13 protein-coding genes are annotated in these 14,934 nt (G+C 60.5%); 3 read left to right on the top strand and 10 right to left on the bottom strand.

The genetic code is table 11. The features are described 5' to 3' along the window. Positions 1 to 67: 67 nt before the first annotated feature. Positions 68 to 1,570: a CoA-acylating methylmalonate-semialdehyde dehydrogenase gene (locus NCCP436_RS16135; RefSeq protein WP_220804989.1), complete on the bottom strand. Its 1,503-nt coding sequence runs from the start codon at positions 1,568 to 1,570 to the stop codon at positions 68 to 70. Between the two features lie 143 nt (positions 1,571 to 1,713). On the opposite strand from NCCP436_RS16135, the gene NCCP436_RS16130 reads away from it, so the two are divergent. Then, positions 1,714 to 2,613 (top strand): LysR family transcriptional regulator, encoded by a 900-nt coding sequence (locus NCCP436_RS16130; RefSeq protein ID WP_220804988.1) that lies wholly within the window; start codon positions 1,714 to 1,716, stop codon positions 2,611 to 2,613. Positions 2,614 to 2,971: 358 nt separating this feature from the next. On the opposite strand, the gene NCCP436_RS16125 is transcribed toward NCCP436_RS16130, so the two are convergent. The 9 genes from NCCP436_RS16125 to dadA form a co-directional block, all read right to left on the bottom strand. Further along, complete coding sequence (locus tag NCCP436_RS16125; protein WP_220804987.1) at positions 2,972 to 3,937, bottom strand: CDP-6-deoxy-delta-3,4-glucoseen reductase; 966 nt, start codon at positions 3,935 to 3,937, stop codon at positions 2,972 to 2,974. Further along, entirely contained in the window at positions 3,937 to 5,403 is a 1,467-nt protein-coding gene (ubiD, locus tag NCCP436_RS16120; protein ID WP_220804986.1) for a 4-hydroxy-3-polyprenylbenzoate decarboxylase, read from the bottom strand. The genes NCCP436_RS16125 and ubiD overlap by 1 nt, the downstream gene beginning before the upstream one ends. Positions 5,404 to 5,703: 300 nt before the next feature. Further along, positions 5,704 to 6,963: a transcription termination factor Rho gene (gene rho / locus NCCP436_RS16115; RefSeq protein WP_220804985.1), complete on the bottom strand. Its 1,260-nt coding sequence runs from the start codon at positions 6,961 to 6,963 to the stop codon at positions 5,704 to 5,706. 310 nt (positions 6,964 to 7,273) lie between these two features. After that, on the bottom strand, positions 7,274 to 7,696 hold the full coding sequence (locus NCCP436_RS16110) for a cytochrome c5 family protein (protein WP_220804984.1): 423 nt from the start codon (positions 7,694 to 7,696) through the stop codon (positions 7,274 to 7,276). A 161-nt stretch (positions 7,697 to 7,857) separates the two neighbouring features. After that, a complete protein-coding gene (locus NCCP436_RS16105; RefSeq protein ID WP_220804983.1) occupies positions 7,858 to 8,406 on the bottom strand; it encodes a cupin domain-containing protein in 549 nt (182 codons plus the stop codon). Between the two features lie 170 nt (positions 8,407 to 8,576). After that, positions 8,577 to 9,647, bottom strand: coding sequence for an alanine racemase (alr, locus tag NCCP436_RS16100; RefSeq protein ID WP_220804982.1), 1,071 nt, complete (start codon positions 9,645 to 9,647; stop codon positions 8,577 to 8,579). Between the two features lie 170 nt (positions 9,648 to 9,817). Next, positions 9,818 to 10,165, bottom strand: coding sequence for a RidA family protein (locus NCCP436_RS16095; RefSeq protein ID WP_220804981.1), 348 nt, complete (start codon positions 10,163 to 10,165; stop codon positions 9,818 to 9,820). Between the two features lie 53 nt (positions 10,166 to 10,218). After that, the gene (locus NCCP436_RS16090) at positions 10,219 to 11,307 is read right to left on the bottom strand and encodes a hypothetical protein (protein WP_220804980.1); all 1,089 of its coding nucleotides are present in this window, start codon (positions 11,305 to 11,307) and stop codon (positions 10,219 to 10,221) included. A 199-nt stretch (positions 11,308 to 11,506) separates the two neighbouring features. Further along, positions 11,507 to 12,805, bottom strand: coding sequence for a D-amino acid dehydrogenase (gene dadA / locus NCCP436_RS16085; protein ID WP_220804979.1), 1,299 nt, complete (start codon positions 12,803 to 12,805; stop codon positions 11,507 to 11,509). Between the two features lie 156 nt (positions 12,806 to 12,961). Between dadA and NCCP436_RS16080 the strand changes: the two genes are divergently transcribed. Next, on the top strand, positions 12,962 to 13,450 hold the full coding sequence (locus NCCP436_RS16080) for an AsnC family transcriptional regulator (protein WP_220804978.1): 489 nt from the start codon (positions 12,962 to 12,964) through the stop codon (positions 13,448 to 13,450). Positions 13,451 to 13,581: 131 nt separating this feature from the next. Then, positions 13,582 to 14,895, top strand: a complete 1,314-nt coding sequence (locus NCCP436_RS16075; RefSeq protein ID WP_220804977.1) for an FAD-binding oxidoreductase — start codon at positions 13,582 to 13,584, stop codon at positions 14,893 to 14,895. The last annotated feature ends 39 nt before the right edge of the window (positions 14,896 to 14,934 follow it).

The following is a 14,934-nucleotide window of genomic DNA, read 5'->3' as shown; positions in this document are numbered from 1 at the left end:
AGTGTTTTCTTTCTTTTTTTTTTTTTTGGCGCCTCGGGCGGCGGCCCCCCCCCCCCCCCCCCCGCCATTACTTGAGGGTGATGGTGGTATTCAGAACGCCCGTCTCATCGTCTTCAAACCAGCGCTCAGTGACAGTTTTGGTTTGGGTGTAGAACAGAATCACCTGCTTGCCGTATGGGCCCAGATCCCCGAGCTTGGAGGCTCGGGAACCGGAGAAGCTGAACAGTGGAACCGGTACCGGAATCGGTACGTTGATGCCGACCTGGCCCACATCGATATCCTCCTGGAAGCGACGGGCTGCAGCGCCGGAGCTGGTGAACAGCGCCGTGCCGTTGCCATTGGGGTTGGCATTGATGATGGCGATGGCTTCATCCAGATTGGCCGCGTTCATTACGCCAAGTACCGGGCCAAAGATTTCCTCTTGGTAAATGCTCATCTGCGGGGTGACGTCGGTGAAGATGGTCGGGCCGACGAAGTTGCCCTTCTCGTAACCCGGAACCGTCGGGTTGCGACCGTCGAGGACCAGGGTTGCACCCTCTTCAACGCCCTTGGCAATCAGGCCATTGATACGATCCAGTGCCGAGCACGACACCACTGGCCCTACATCGGTGCCCGCCTCATGGCCAGCATTGACCTTCAGCGCGCGCGCCTTTTCCACCAGCTCAGGCAGCCACTTCTGCGCCTCACCCACCAGGATCACCACCGGCAGCGCCATGCAGCGCTGACCAGCAGCACCGAAGGATGCACCCAGCAGGTTGTTCAGGGTCTGCTGCTTGTTGGCGTCAGGCAGGACAATGCAATGGTTCTTCGCTCCCATCATGCACTGTGCGCGCTTGCCGTTGAGGCTGGCGCGGTTGTAAACGTGGGTGCCAACCTTGGTTGAGCCTACGAACGACACAGCCTTGATATCCGGGTGGTCGCACAGCAGGTTCACCGCATCAACGCCGCCGTGAATCACGTTGAGCACGCCCTTCGGAATACCGGCTTCCAGCGCCAGCTCAACCAGACGCATGGTGACCATCGGATCCTGCTCGGACGGTTTGAGAACGAAGGTGTTGCCACAGGCGATGGCCATCGGGAACATCCACAACGGAATCATCGCCGGGAAGTTGAACGGGGTGATGCCGGCACACACGCCCAGCGGCTGCAACAGGGTATAGGTGTCCACACCGGTGGCCACGTTGTTGGCCAGCTCGCCCATCTGCAGCGTACCAATGTTGGCCGCATGCTCAACCACTTCCAGCCCGCGAAATACATCTCCCTCAGCGTCCGGCAGGGTTTTGCCCTGCTCGGCAGTCAGAATGGCCGCCAGCTCCTTGATGTTTTCGCGAATCAGTTGCTGGTATTTGAGGAAAATGCGCGCACGCACGCCAATAGGAGTCTTGCGCCAGGTCTTGAATGCCTCACTGGCCGCGGCCACTGCAGCGTTCATTTCTTCAGCAGTGGCAAACGGAACACGAGCCAGAACTTCCTGGGTGGCCGGGTTCACCACATCGCGCCACTGGGTCGTCTTGGATTCTACGAACTCACCATTGATTAGCAGTTTTACGGTCGGTACTGCGTTGGTCATTGTTTTTATCTCGCCTGAAAGCCTGTGGAAAACAGCGCCCTCCCGACTGGGAGTCGTTGGATGGATGCTATCAGTGTATTTCTGTTCATCAAGCTCAAGCATTTGCAATATTATTGTGCAAATTTGCACAGCATGAGTTCATTATGGACTGGAACAACCTGCGTTTCTTCCTTGAAGTCGCCCGTACCCGCCAACTCACGGCCGCTGCACGAAGCCTTGCCGTAGAACACACCACAGTCGCCAGACGGATTCAGGCACTGGAAAAGGATTTGGGTCAGCAGCTTTTTGCTCGCGGCAACACCGGCTATCGACTGACGGAAGCCGGCCGCCGCCTGCTACCCAAGGCCGAGGCCATGGAAAGTGCCTTCTCCGCGATCGAGCGCAGCAGCAGCGATCAGCAGCATATGATGTCCGGCCAGGTGCGGATCGGTGCTCCGGATGGTTACGGCGCGGTGGTTCTGGCACCGCAGCTCAGCGCCCTGACCCGGCAATATCCCAATCTGGGTGTTGAACTGCTGGCAGTGCCGCGCACGGTTCACCTGTCGCGGCGCGAAGCGGACATCGTTATCACCCTGGAGCGCCCGGAACGCGGCCCATACATCATCACCAGGCTGAGCGACTACGTGCTCAAGCTCTATGCCAGCGCGGACTATCTGCAGCGGCATGCGCCGATCACCTGCCTGGAAGATCTGCGCGAGCACACTTTCATCAGCTACATCGATGACCTGCTCTACAGCAAGGAGCTGTTCTACCTTGAGGAAATCGGCAAGCCGCGCCATGTGGCCTTGCGCAGCACCAGCATCCTGGCCCAGCAGGAAGCCGCCGCCGCCGGAGCGGGACTGGCCATCCTGCCAGCCTTTTCCGCAGCCCGGGATAAAAATCTGCACTGCGTGTTAAGCGAGCAGATTGTCTTTACCCGGACCTTCTGGATGCTGATGCCGATCGAGCTGAAGGACATCGCCCGGATGAAAATCACCTGGAACTTCCTACGCAGCCAGGCCGATGCCAATCAGGCACTGATGATGCAGGGTACACCCACTTAAACCCCACCCTTGCCGGTAGCGCACGCGCTGCCGACCACCGATCTCCCACACACAAACTTGCACGACGCATCTTGCGCTGAACGCGGGCTCGCCATACCCTGAAATTCAAAGCAGTCCGTACTGTTTTTTAGAATAAGAACAAGATAAGGAACAGCCTAATGTCCGCAAGCCCCGTGCTAGAGCATCTGTTTAAACCCCTGCAGCTTGGCAAAAAGCAGCCTGCGCATTCGCGACAGCAACCTTCTGCGGCTCAAGGCCGGCCTTCCCGACTGAGCACCTCGCGGTCAGTACAGACGCCGACGTCTCAGACAAATTGCCTACGCTGACAGCAACGGCCGCCAGAGTCGCACCGCGGCCATCAGCGCGGCGCGTAGGCGAATACGTCTGCACGCATCTGATGGGCATCCATGCCGGCTTCGACCAGCGCATCGAGCGTGGCATAGACCATCGCCGGCGAGCCGCTGGCGTAGACGTGCAGTGAGCCGAGGTCGGGGAAGTCCTCGCGTACCGCCTCGTGCAGCAGGCCGCAACGGCCCTGCCAGCCACACTGGTCGCTGACCACCTGATGCAGGTGCAGATTGCTCAGACGCTGCCACTCGGCCCAGTGCGGCAGCTCATAGAAGTCCTCGGGCCGGCGTGCACCCCAGTACAGGTGCACCGGATGGGCGAAGCCGCTGGCGCGACAATGCTCGATCAAACTGTGCATCTGCCCCATGCCGGTACCGGCAGCAATCAGTACCAGCGGTCCATCCGGCAACTCGGCCAGATGAGTGTCGCCGTAGGGCATCTGCACCCGGGCGATGCCGGTCTCACGCAGATGTTGCAACAGCGCCAGCGTGCTGTCTTCGCGCGCCAGGATGTGCAGCTCCAGCTCACGACCTGAATGCGGTGCCGATGCCAGGGAAAAGGCCGCCATATCTCCATCCGGGCGCTGCAATAACAGGTACTGTCCGGCGTGGTAACGCGGCGCCCGGCCAGCCGGTGCCCGCAGCAGCACGCGGAACACGTCACCACCGACCTCGACACAGTCGATCAATTGGCAGCTCAGTTCGCGTACCGGCAACTCGCCGGGAGCAAGCACACCATCCCAGTGCAGCACGCAGTCTTCCAGCGGCTCAGCCAGACAGGTGAACAGCTCGCCATGATCCAGCTCGACACCGTTCTGCCGCACCCGCCCTTCCACCAGCAAGGCGGCACAGATATGGCAGTTGCCGTTACGGCAGCTTTGCGGGCACTCATAGCCCAGGCGCCGGGCACCATCGAGAATGCGCTCGCCCGGCTGTAGCACGAGGGTGACTCCGGAAGGTTGCAAGGTGACGTTCATCAGTCGATTCCCAGCTCACTCCACAACGCGTCGACACGCGCCACCACCGCCGGATCGCGCTCGATGACACGACCCCACTCGCGACTGGTCTCCCCCGGCCACTTGTGAGTGGCATCCAGGCCCATCTTCGAGCCGAGCCCGGAAATCGGCGAGGCAAAGTCGAGATAATCGATCGGCGTATTGTCGATCATCACCGTGTCGCGCTTGGGGTCCATGCGCGTGGTGATGGCCCAGATCACGTCGTTCCAGTCGCGCGCATTGATATCGTCGTCGGTGACGATAACGAACTTGGTGTACATGAACTGTCGCAGGAACGACCACACACCGAGCATTACGCGCTTGGCGTGACCCGGGTACTGCTTTTTCATGGTCACCACCGCCATGCGGTAGGAGCAGCCTTCCGGCGGCAGGTAGAAATCGGTGATCTCCGGGAACTGCTTCTGCAGGATCGGCACGAACACTTCGTTCAGCGCCACACCAAGAATCGCCGGCTCATCTGGCGGCCGGCCGGTGTAGGTGCTGTGGTAGATCGGCTCGCGGCGACGGGTAATGCGCTCGACGGTGAACACCGGGAAGGTGTCGACCTCGTTGTAGTAACCGGTATGGTCACCGTAGGGGCCTTCCGGCGCGGTTTCGCCCGGATGGATAACGCCCTCGAGGACGATCTCGGCGCTCGCCGGCACCTGCAGATCACTGCCGACCGCCTTGACCAGCTCGGTGCGATGACCGCGCAAGAGCCCTGCGAAGGCGTATTCGGAGAGGGTATCGGGCACCGGGGTGACGGCGCCGAGAATGGTCGCCGGGTCGGCGCCCAGGGCCACGCAGACCGGATAGGGTTTGTCCGGATGCTTCTGGCACCACTCGCGATAGTCCAGCGCACCGCCACGATGGCTGAGCCAGCGCATGATCACCTTGTTGCGGCCGATCACCTGCTGGCGGTAAATACCGAGGTTCTGCCGCTCCTTGTTCGGCCCTTTGGTGATGGTTAGGCCCCAGGTTATCAGCGGCGCCACATCGCCCGGCCAGCAGTGCTGGATCGGCAGCTTGCCAAGATCAACGTCGTCGCCCTCCTCGATCACCTCATGGCAGGGCGCATCCTTTAGCACCTTGGGCGCCATGGAAAGGACCTTTTTGAAGATCGGCAGCTTGCTCCAGGCATCCTTCAGCCCCTTCGGCGGCTCCGGCTCCTTGAGAAAGGCCAGCAGCCTGCCAATCTCACGCAGCGCCTCGGTACTCTCTGCGCCCATGCCCAGGGCAACTCGTTGCGGCGTACCGAACAGATTGCCAAGTACCGGAATGTCGTAGCCGCTCGTTTTTTCGAACAGCAGCGCCGGCCCCGCCTTGCGCAGGGTACGGTCGCAGATTTCGGTCATCTCCAGCACAGGCGAAACCGGGGTGCTGATACGCTTGAGCTCACCGCGCTGTTCCAGCTCACGGATGAAGTCGCGCAGGTCGCGATACTGCATGAGGTGCCTCGTGTCGGGCGGGCTTGACGCCGGGGCGCAAAGTTTAGCGCCGATGAGAGGCTTTCAGAAGGCTTGATGGCCTATGTGGAAACCACAAGGCCGGGCTCCCCGACCTTTTGGTAGTGCCATCGGATCGTAGCGTGCGAAGGTCAGGCAAGGCGCAACGACCAGCGGGAGTAACTGCCAAAGACTGGCCCGAAGGCGAGAGAGCGGCATATACGAATGTACATGAGCCTCTCGATCGGACTCGTGCCCGAGTCTGTATTTAAACGCAGCATCACCTTCGCGCAGCAGATCCTCTTACTTGCGCTTCATCGACAGGAAGAACTCGTCGTTGGTCTTGGTCGCTTTCAGCTTGTCGATCAGGAACTCGATGGCAGCGATCTCGTCCATCGGGTGCAGCAACTTGCGCAGGATCCACATGCGCGACAGCTCTTCCTCACCGGTCAGCAACTCTTCGCGACGGGTGCCAGACTTGTTGATGTTGATCGCCGGGAAGGTGCGCTTCTCGGCCACGCGGCGATCCAGGATCAGCTCCATGTTGCCGGTGCCCTTGAATTCCTCGTAGATCACCTCGTCCATCTTCGAGCCGGTCTCGATCAGCGCGGTAGCGAGGATGGTCAGACTACCGCCCTCCTCAATGTTACGCGCCGCGCCAAAGAAGCGCTTGGGCTTCTCCAGGGCATGAGCGTCGACACCACCGGTGAGCACCTTGCCCGAACTTGGAATCACGGTATTGTAAGCACGCGCCAGACGGGTGATGGAATCGAGCAGAATGACCACGTCCTTCTTGTGCTCAACCAGACGCTTGGCTTTCTCGATTACCATTTCGGCAACCTGCACGTGACGGGTCGGCGGCTCGTCGAAGGTCGAGGCCACCACTTCGCCGCGCACGGTGCGTTGCATCTCGGTTACTTCTTCCGGACGCTCGTCGATCAGCAGGACGATCAGGTGCACTTCCGGGTTGTTGCGGGTGATGTTGCTGGCAATGTTCTGCAGCATGATCGTCTTGCCCGCCTTCGGCGGCGCGACGATCAGACCACGCTGACCCTTGCCGATCGGCGCGCACAGGTCGATCACACGGCCGGTGATATCCTCGGTGGAGCCGTTGCCGGCCTCCATCTTCAGCCGCTCGTTGGGAAACAGCGGGGTGAGGTTCTCGAACAGAATCTTGTTCTTGGCGTTTTCCGGGCGGTCGAAGTTGATGCTGTCGACCTTGAGCAGAGCGAAGTAACGCTCGCCTTCCTTGGGCGGACGAATCTTGCCGACGATGGTGTCACCGGTACGCAGGTTGAAGCGGCGGATCTGGCTGGGAGACACGTAGATGTCGTCGGGACCGGCCAGGTAGGAGGAGTCGGCGGAGCGAAGGAAGCCGAAACCGTCCTGGAGAATCTCCAGCACGCCGTCACCGGAAATCTCTTCGCCGCTTTTCGCGTGCTTCTTGAGCAGGGCGAAGATGATGTCCTGCTTGCGCGAACGGGCCATGTTTTCCAGACCAGCCTGGTCGGCCATATCCAGCAGTTCGGCAATCGGCTTTTGCTTGAGTTCGGTCAGATTCATAGGAATGACATGATCATTAAGAGGAGAAGGAAGCTGTTAGCTTGAGAAGCCGCGCGCCGTAGAGAAGGCGACAGGATCGCGAACGAATTCGTATGGAAATGAATCGGCGATGGCGTGCAGAAAGCTGCACGGAGGATGCAGCGACTCCAAATCTAACACCGACAATTGCCGGCGTCCAGCCCATCTGCGAAAAACTGCCGCTGACGCAATAGCGGCGGTCTGCAATCTGCCCAACTGGACTCTGTGGCACGGCCCGCCAATGCGGGCCGTGCTCCCCTGTCGAAGCATTTGTCTCGACAGGGTAGGCCCCTTACAGGCCAGACATTTTCTTGATGACTTCAAGCAGCTCGTCATCAGAGCAGTCGTTGCAGGTGCCTTTCGGTGGCATGGCGTTGATGCCGGAAATGGCCTTCGCCAGCAGGCCGTCGAGACCGCCCTGATGATCCGCGCGCTCTTTCCAGGCTGCGGTTTCGCCGATCTTCGGAGCACCCAGTACGCCAGTACCGTGGCAGGCGTTGCAGTGCTTGACAATGATGTCGTCAGCACTACGTGCGCCACCACCTGCCGTTGCAGCCACAGCCTCAACGCCCTTGCATTCCTGACCCGCGATGCAAACCTCACCTACCGGCTTCAGGCGCTCGGCAATGGCTTCATCGGTCGTGGCCTGAGCAGTCACTGCCCACAGGGCCAATACGGCAGCCGGTACTGCCAGCATTTTTTTCATCGGATTCACGGTATACCCTCTTCGTGGCTAGTCACGCCCGCGGCCACGGTTTCGCGAGCGGGCGACAGTATAACGGCAAGGTTGCAAGGCCGAAACAACCCAGATCGTCCAGATTGTCGCAGCCAGCTGCCCGATTACCGGCAGCCCGGCCGCCCGGGCCGGGCGTCTGGTCAGAAGTTTGCCGGTGTAGTAGCGCTGATAAGACGCGCCGGAACATCGAAGGGATTGCGGAAACGATGCGGCCTGCTGCTCTCAAAGTAGTAGCTATCGCCCGCCTCGAGGACGAATACCTCATTGCCGACGGTCAGCTCCAACCGCCCTTCCACCAGCATTCCGGCCTCCTCGCCTTCATGGGTGTACATCTCATCACCGGTATCACTACCGGCCGGGTAGGTTTCATCGAGGAAAGCAATCGCACGGCTGGGGTGCGCCTTGCCGATCAGCTTCATGGTGATGGCGCCGCTGCAGATGTCGGTCAGCTCGGAAGCCCGGTAGACCACCTGGGTCTGATTCTCCTGCTCCATGTCGAGGGAGAAGAACTCGACCAGCGACATGGGAATGCCACTGAGCACCTTCTTCAGCGAACTGATGGAAGGACTGACACTGTTCTTCTCGATCATTGAGATGGTGCTGTTGGTAACGCCCGCACGCTTGGCGAGTTCACGCTGGGATAGGCCTTTGAGCTTGCGAATCGACTGCAGTCGAACACCGACGTCCAATGCTGGAGTCCCCCTTTGGGTGTGGTACGGAAAGTGTCGGTATCATGGCACAGCGTTCAGAATTTACAACACTCGTTTTCACGAGCAGCTCCACAGTTCGTCGACCAAACCGCCACCTTCCACAGCACAACGCAGGGCGCCCGGCTCGAGCGCCCATCACCACTCCGGGCTCACCCCTGATAGTGCAGAGGCACGCGACGCAGGTTGCAGAAGATCTGGTAGGGAATGCTACCGGCGGCCATCGCTACGTCACTGGCCAGCACCTGCTTGCCCCACAGCTCGACCCGGCTGCCCAGACCGGCATTCGGCAAGTCGGTCAGATCCACCGTCAACATGTCCATGGAGACACGACCAATCAGGCGAGTCATTTGACCATCGACGGCAACCGGCGTGCCGCTCGGCGCATGACGCGGGTAACCATCGGCATAGCCCATGGCAACCACTCCCACACGAGTGGGGCGCTCGGCCACGAAACGCGCGCCATAACCCACCGGCTCACCGGCAGGCAGCTCGCGCACACTGATGATCTTCGACTCCAAGGTCATCACTGGCTGCAGACGCGCGGCCTGCGCCTGATCCACCTCGAAGGGGGTAGCACCATACAGCATGATGCCCGGGCGTACCCAGTCACTCGGCACCTGCGGCCAGCCCAGCACGGCGGGCGAGTTGCGCAGGCTGACCTCGCCATCCAGACCGACACTGGCCTGCTCGAAGGCGCTTAGCTGCTCCAGAGTGCGTTCGCAGTCGGGCTCATCGGCACGGGCGAAGTGACTCATCAACACAACCTTGCCCACATTCGCGCAAGCCTGCAGACGACGGTAGGCCTCGGCATACTCGGCCGGATGCAGCCCCACCCGGTGCATACCACTGTCCAGCTTGAGCCAGACGGTCAGCGGCTTGCCAAGGCGCGCCTGCTCGATAGCCTGCAGTTGCCACTGGGCGTGCACCACGCACCAAAAATCGTGCTGCTCGATCAACGCCAGCTCGTCCGCCTCGAAGAAACCTTCCAGCAGCAGGATCGGAGCACGAATGCCCGCTTCGCGCAGTGCCAGTGCCTCTTCAATACAGGCCACGGCAAAGCCATCGGCTTCCTCCTCCAGCGCATGAGCACAGCGCACCGCACCGTGGCCATAGGCGTCGGCCTTGACCACAGCTAGCGCCCGGGCGCCACTCAGTTCACGGGCCAGACGATAGTTGTGACGCAAAGCTTGCAGATCAATCACAGCACGAGCAGGACGCATAACGGATTTCCTTCTAACTATTGTTCTAGACCGGGTTGCGCGGCAGAGCCTCTTTGAAACGGCCCATGACCGCGCAAAAAAAACCCGGCGGGAGAGCCGGGCGAAAAGCCAACACAAAAACGGTTCGGAACCGCCTGCGCGATTCCGCGGCAGGATTCTGGGCAGCAGCGTCAGAGCGCTGCCACCACGCACATTTCCACCAGTACGTCCGGACGGTACATCCGCGCCTCGACGCAGGCCCGTGCAGGTGCAGCGCCATCGGCAACCCAGGCATCGTACTCAGCATTCAGTCCGTCGTAGTCGGCCATGTCACGCAGGAAGATGGTCAGCGACAGAATCCGGCTCTTGTCGGTACCGGCCTCAGCCAGCATGCGGTCGATGTTGGCCAGGGTCTGACGGGTCTGCTCGCGGATGTCGCCATCGAAATCGTCGGCCAGCTGACCGGCGAGATAGACGGTGCCGTTGTGAATCACCACTTCGCTGTAGCGTTTCTCGACGTGCATGCGCTGGATGGACATGGAAGGCTCCTTGGTACTGATGGCACCCGCTTCAAAGCCGGTGCCGGCATCACTCAGAAATTCGGTTTGGTTTCAACACCGCGAGACTTGATCGCGGCTCGGTGGCGCATCCAGCTAAAGCCGATGGCCAGAATCAGGGCAAAGCCCACGTAGCCCAGCAGCGGATAGACGGTACCAACCAGCTTGCTGAAGCCGCCCAGGCTCAGAGCTAGGCCGATGCAGACGGTCACCGCACTGAACACCTTGAAGCGCCCCGACTCAGGCTTAGCGAAGCGAGCACTGAAGGCAAAGAACATCCCTACCGCAGTGCTGTAGACCATGCACACCAACGCTACCGACATCACCACCGAAAGCACCGGAGAAACACGCTCGGACAGCGCCAGGGTCGGCATTTCCACGCCCTGCAACTGGTTGATGTTGGCGAACAGGCCAATGTTCAACACCAAAATCAGCACTCCCAGGCCCAGGCCACCCAGCACGCCACCGAAAGCGGCAGCCCTGGGCTGGCTGGTCAAGCCACCAATCACCGCGAGCATGGGGAAGCCCACCGCGATGTTGAAGGAAGCGTACAGCAGGGCACCGACCAACCAGTTGCCGCTGACCGTCTTGTTGTTCTCCCGGGCGACTGCATCGAGCGTCTCGATGGAGGCGTTGTAACTGAAGATGGAGTAGGTGGTGATGATCAGCACCATCGCCAGCAGGAACGGCATAACGGCACTGATCAGGTCGATGATGCGCTTGACGTTGAGACATAGGGTGGCAATGACCAGCGCGCACATCAAAGCACCGCCGAACAACGGCGGCAGACCGTATTGCTGGGCGAAGATCGAACCGGCGCCAGCCAGCATGACCACGCCGACACCGTAGAGGAAGAACGACAACACAACGTCAATCAGCCAGCCGACACGCTTGCCGAACAGGCTGTAAAGAACTTCCTTGTGCGAGTCTGCCTGCATCTGCGAGCTCATGCGGGCAATCTGCATGCCCAGAAAGGCAAACAGCACTCCGCTCACCAAGGTACCGGCAACACCAATCAGACCGTAACCGGTGAAAAACTGGAGTACTTCCTGACCAGACGCAAAGCCACCTCCGATAACAACGGACATGTAGGCAAGTGCAATCTGGATCGACTGTTTATTCATTACGACAACTACTCTTTCTTGGACTTATAAAGGCAAAGGCGCCGAACGGCTCTTGCCGCTATCTCATGAGAGGAAAAGCCATCTCCCTGCAGGTTTACTGGACAATAGCGGCAGGCCACAGATTGCACCTGCGCGCCGACGCCGACCCGAGGGCCAGCGCCGATCAATGTGAAATGTCGGTGACAGTCACGCCTGCCACTTAATGGGCGGGAGCTGCACTCTCGAGGCCGGCCTGCTTTGTGCGGGAGCCGTAGCGAGAAATGTCCAGCCCCTCGGTGCTGATCTGCGGGCGCTTGTTGGCCATCAGGTCGGCGAGGTAACGACCCGAACCGCAGGCCATGGTCCAGCCGAGGGTGCCATGACCGGTATTGAGGAACAGGTTACGGTAGGCGGTGGCCCCGACAATCGGCGTGCCGTCCGGCGTAGCCGGACGCAGACCAGTCCAGAAAGTGGCCTGTGTCACATCGCCGCCTTCCGGATAGAGATCGTTGGTGATCATTTCCAGGGTGGCACGACGCTTCGGATTCAGGCTCAGGTCAAAACCGGCGATTTCGGCCATGCCGCCAACACGGATGCGGTCATCGAAACGCGTGATGGCCACCTTGTAAGTTTCATCGAGGATGGTCGAGGTCGGCGCCATGTTCGGGTTGCTGATCGGCACGGTCAGCGAATAGCCCTTGAGCGGATAGACAGGCGCGCGGATACCCAGAGGCTTGAGCAGTTGAGGACTGTAGCTGCCAAGTGCCAGTACATAGCGGTCGGCAGTCTCCAGCTTGCCATCGATCCAAACACCGTTGATGCGGTCGCCAACGGCATCCAGACGCTGGATGTTTTGCCCGAAGCGGAACTCCACACCCAGCGCCTTGGCCATCTCGGCCAGCTTGGTGGTGAACATCTGGCAGTCGCCAGTCTGGTCGTTGGGCAGGCGCAGAGCACCGGCCAGTTTGTGCTTGACGCCGGCCAGGGCCGGCTCGACGCGGGCGATACCCTCACGATCAAGAACTTCATAGGGCACACCGGAAGCTTCCAGTACGGCGATGTCCTTGGCGGCGGCATCAAGCTGGGCCTGGGTGCGGAACAACTGGGTAGTGCCGAGCTGGCGACCTTCGTAGGCAATGCCGGTTTCGGCACGCAGCTCGTCAAGGCAGTCGCGGCTGTACTCGGACAGACGCACCATGCGTTCCTTATTCACCGCATAACGGCTGGCAGTACAGTTGCGCAGCATCTGTGCCATCCACAGGTACTGGTCAATGTCGCCGGTAGCCTTGATCGCCAGCGGCGCGTGCTGCTGCAGCAGCCATTTGATGGCCTTCAGCGGCACGCCCGGTGCAGCCCAGGGAGAAGCGTAACCAGGAGAAACCTGGCCGGCATTGGCGAAGCTGGTTTCCAGCGCCGGACCATTCTGACGGTCGACCACTACCACCTCGAAGCCCTGACGAGCAAGGTAGTAAGCACTTGCGGTACCAATCACACCGCTGCCGAGAACCAGAACACGCATCTTTATCTCCCCGCCGCGCACATGACGCAAGCGTTACAGGTCATTGTTGTCGATGCGGGGAGTATAGGAAGACTGCCGCAGTGCTTTTCACCATATACACAGCTATATTTGGCGAGAATTCTTGGCAAAAAGCCGTTTTGCAGAGGCGGATTCCCCATGAGAACACAACATCAAAGCCGTCGAGAGCTGGATAAAATCGATCGCAACATCCTGCGCATCCTGCAGGAGGACGGTCGTATCAGCTTCACCGAACTGGGCGAGCGCGTCGGTCTTTCCACCACTCCCTGCACCGAACGGGTACGCCGCCTGGAGCGCGAAGGCATCATCATGGGCTACCACGCCCGCCTTAACCCCCATCATCTGAAGGCCAACCTGCTGGTGTTCGTCGAAATCAGCCTGGACTACAAGTCCGGCGATACCTTCGAAGACTTTCGCCGCGCCGTGCTGAAGCTGCCGCACGTACTGGAATGCCACCTGGTGTCCGGCGAATTCGACTATCTGGTCAAGGCCCGGATCAACGAGATGACCAGCTATCGCAAGCTGCTCGGCGACATCCTGCTGAAACTGCCGCACGTGCGCGAATCGAAGAGCTATATCGTCATGGAAGAGGTGAAGGAAACCCTGGCGCTACCGGTGCCGGAATAAGCAGAGAGGCAGCCTGACGGCGCGAACCGCTGCCTCAACTGTCCGCGGGGCTCCTCCCGGCACTTGGCGTCGGCGCAACTCGCGCTTATGCTGCGTTTAATTTTCCAAACAATAAAATCAGGATTTCGCACATGAACGCCCCCGTTCACCAGCCCGTCCACAGTCCTCAACACGCCGCTTCCTACTATGCCGCCAGCGTCAATCGCCAGCAGGCCTACCCTCCCCTGGACACTGAAGTAGTCGTGGACGTGTGTGTTGTCGGCGGCGGCTTCAGCGGCCTGAATACCGCCATCGAGCTGGCCCAAAAGGGGTTGACGGTGGCCCTGCTGGAAGCACGCAAAATCGGCTGGGGTGCCAGCGGACGCAACGGCGGTCAATTGATCCGAGGCGTAGGCCATGATGTCGAGCAATTCGAGTCCATCGTCGGTCGCGACGGCGTACGCCAGTTCAAACTCATGGGGCTGGAGGCCGTAGAGATCGTCCGCCAGCGCGTCGAACAGTTCGGGATCGACTGCGACCTGACCTGGGGCTACTGCGACCTGGCCAACAAGCCGGATCACTTCGATGGCTTCAGCAAGGACAAGGCCGAGCTGGAGAGCCTGGGCTACCGTCACGAGTTGCGCCTTGTGCCGAAGGAGCGCATCCACGAAGTGGTCGGCTCCGACAACTATCACGGCGCCATGATCGACATGGGCTCGGGTCACCTGCACCCGCTCAACCTGGCGCTCGGCGAAGCCGCGGCGGCGCAGTCACTGGGCGTACGGCTGTTCGAGGAATCACCGGTAACACGCATTGACTACGGTAGCGAGCTGCGCGTGCACACACCACAAGGCATGGTGCGCGCAAAGAATCTGGTACTGGCCTGCAATGCCTATATCAACGATCTCAACCCGACACTGAGCGGCAAGGTACTGCCCGCCGGCAGCTACATCATCGCTACCGAACCACTGTCCGAGGCTCAGGCACGCCAGCTGATCCCGCAGAACATGGCGCTGTGCGATCAGCGCGTGACGGTCGACTACTACCGCCTCTCGGCGGATCGCCGCCTGCTGTTCGGCGGTGCCTGCCATTACTCCGGACGCGACCCGGCGGACATCGCGGCCTACATGCGACCGAAAATGCTCAAGGTATTTCCGCAACTGGCCAGCGTGCGCATCGATTACCAATGGGGCGGGATGATAGGCATCGGCGCCAACCGCCTGCCGCAGATCGGCCGGCTCAAGGATCAGCCCAACGTGTTCCACGCCCAGGCCTACGCCGGCCACGGCGTCAATGCCACGCACCTGGCCGGCAAGCTGCTGGCCGAAGCCATTGCCGGACAGGAAAGCCGCGGTTTCGACCTGTTTGCTCAGGTGCCGCACATGACCTTCCCGGGCGGAAAGCATCTGCGCTCGCCACTGCTGGCCCTAGGCATGCTCTGGCACCGCATGAAGGAACTGCTCTAGGTTCCGGCCCACCACAGGCCGGACAGCAAGACATATGCT

This window comes from Pseudomonas sp. NCCP-436 (genome assembly GCF_019656335.1).
GTDB lineage: Bacteria > Pseudomonadota > Gammaproteobacteria > Pseudomonadales > Pseudomonadaceae > Aquipseudomonas.
Note: the sequence above shows the minus strand (reverse complement) of the source record. Positions and strands in the feature narration are given on the sequence as shown.

Excerpts from the sequence above, each read along its gene's own strand:
- NCCP436_RS16125 (WP_220804987.1), bottom strand. The coding sequence starts at position 3,937 with ATGAACGTCACCTTGCAACCTTCCGGAGTCACCCTCGTGCTACAGCCG.
- rho (WP_220804985.1), bottom strand. The coding sequence starts at position 6,963 with ATGAATCTGACCGAACTCAAGCAAAAGCCGATTGCCGAACTGCTGGAT.
- ubiD (WP_220804986.1), bottom strand. The coding sequence starts at position 5,403 with ATGCAGTATCGCGACCTGCGCGACTTCATCCGTGAGCTGGAACAGCGC.
- dadA (WP_220804979.1), bottom strand. The coding sequence starts at position 12,805 with ATGCGTGTTCTGGTTCTCGGCAGCGGTGTGATTGGTACCGCAAGTGCT.
- NCCP436_RS16080 (WP_220804978.1), top strand. The coding sequence starts at position 12,962 with ATGAGAACACAACATCAAAGCCGTCGAGAGCTGGATAAAATCGATCGC.
- NCCP436_RS16090 (WP_220804980.1), bottom strand. The coding sequence starts at position 11,307 with ATGAATAAACAGTCGATCCAGATTGCACTTGCCTACATGTCCGTTGTT.
- NCCP436_RS16095 (WP_220804981.1), bottom strand. The coding sequence starts at position 10,165 with ATGTCCATCCAGCGCATGCACGTCGAGAAACGCTACAGCGAAGTGGTG.
- alr (WP_220804982.1), bottom strand. The coding sequence starts at position 9,647 with ATGCGTCCTGCTCGTGCTGTGATTGATCTGCAAGCTTTGCGTCACAAC.
- NCCP436_RS16130 (WP_220804988.1), top strand. The coding sequence starts at position 1,714 with ATGGACTGGAACAACCTGCGTTTCTTCCTTGAAGTCGCCCGTACCCGC.
- NCCP436_RS16135 (WP_220804989.1), bottom strand. The coding sequence starts at position 1,570 with ATGACCAACGCAGTACCGACCGTAAAACTGCTAATCAATGGTGAGTTC.
- NCCP436_RS16075 (WP_220804977.1), top strand. The coding sequence starts at position 13,582 with ATGAACGCCCCCGTTCACCAGCCCGTCCACAGTCCTCAACACGCCGCT.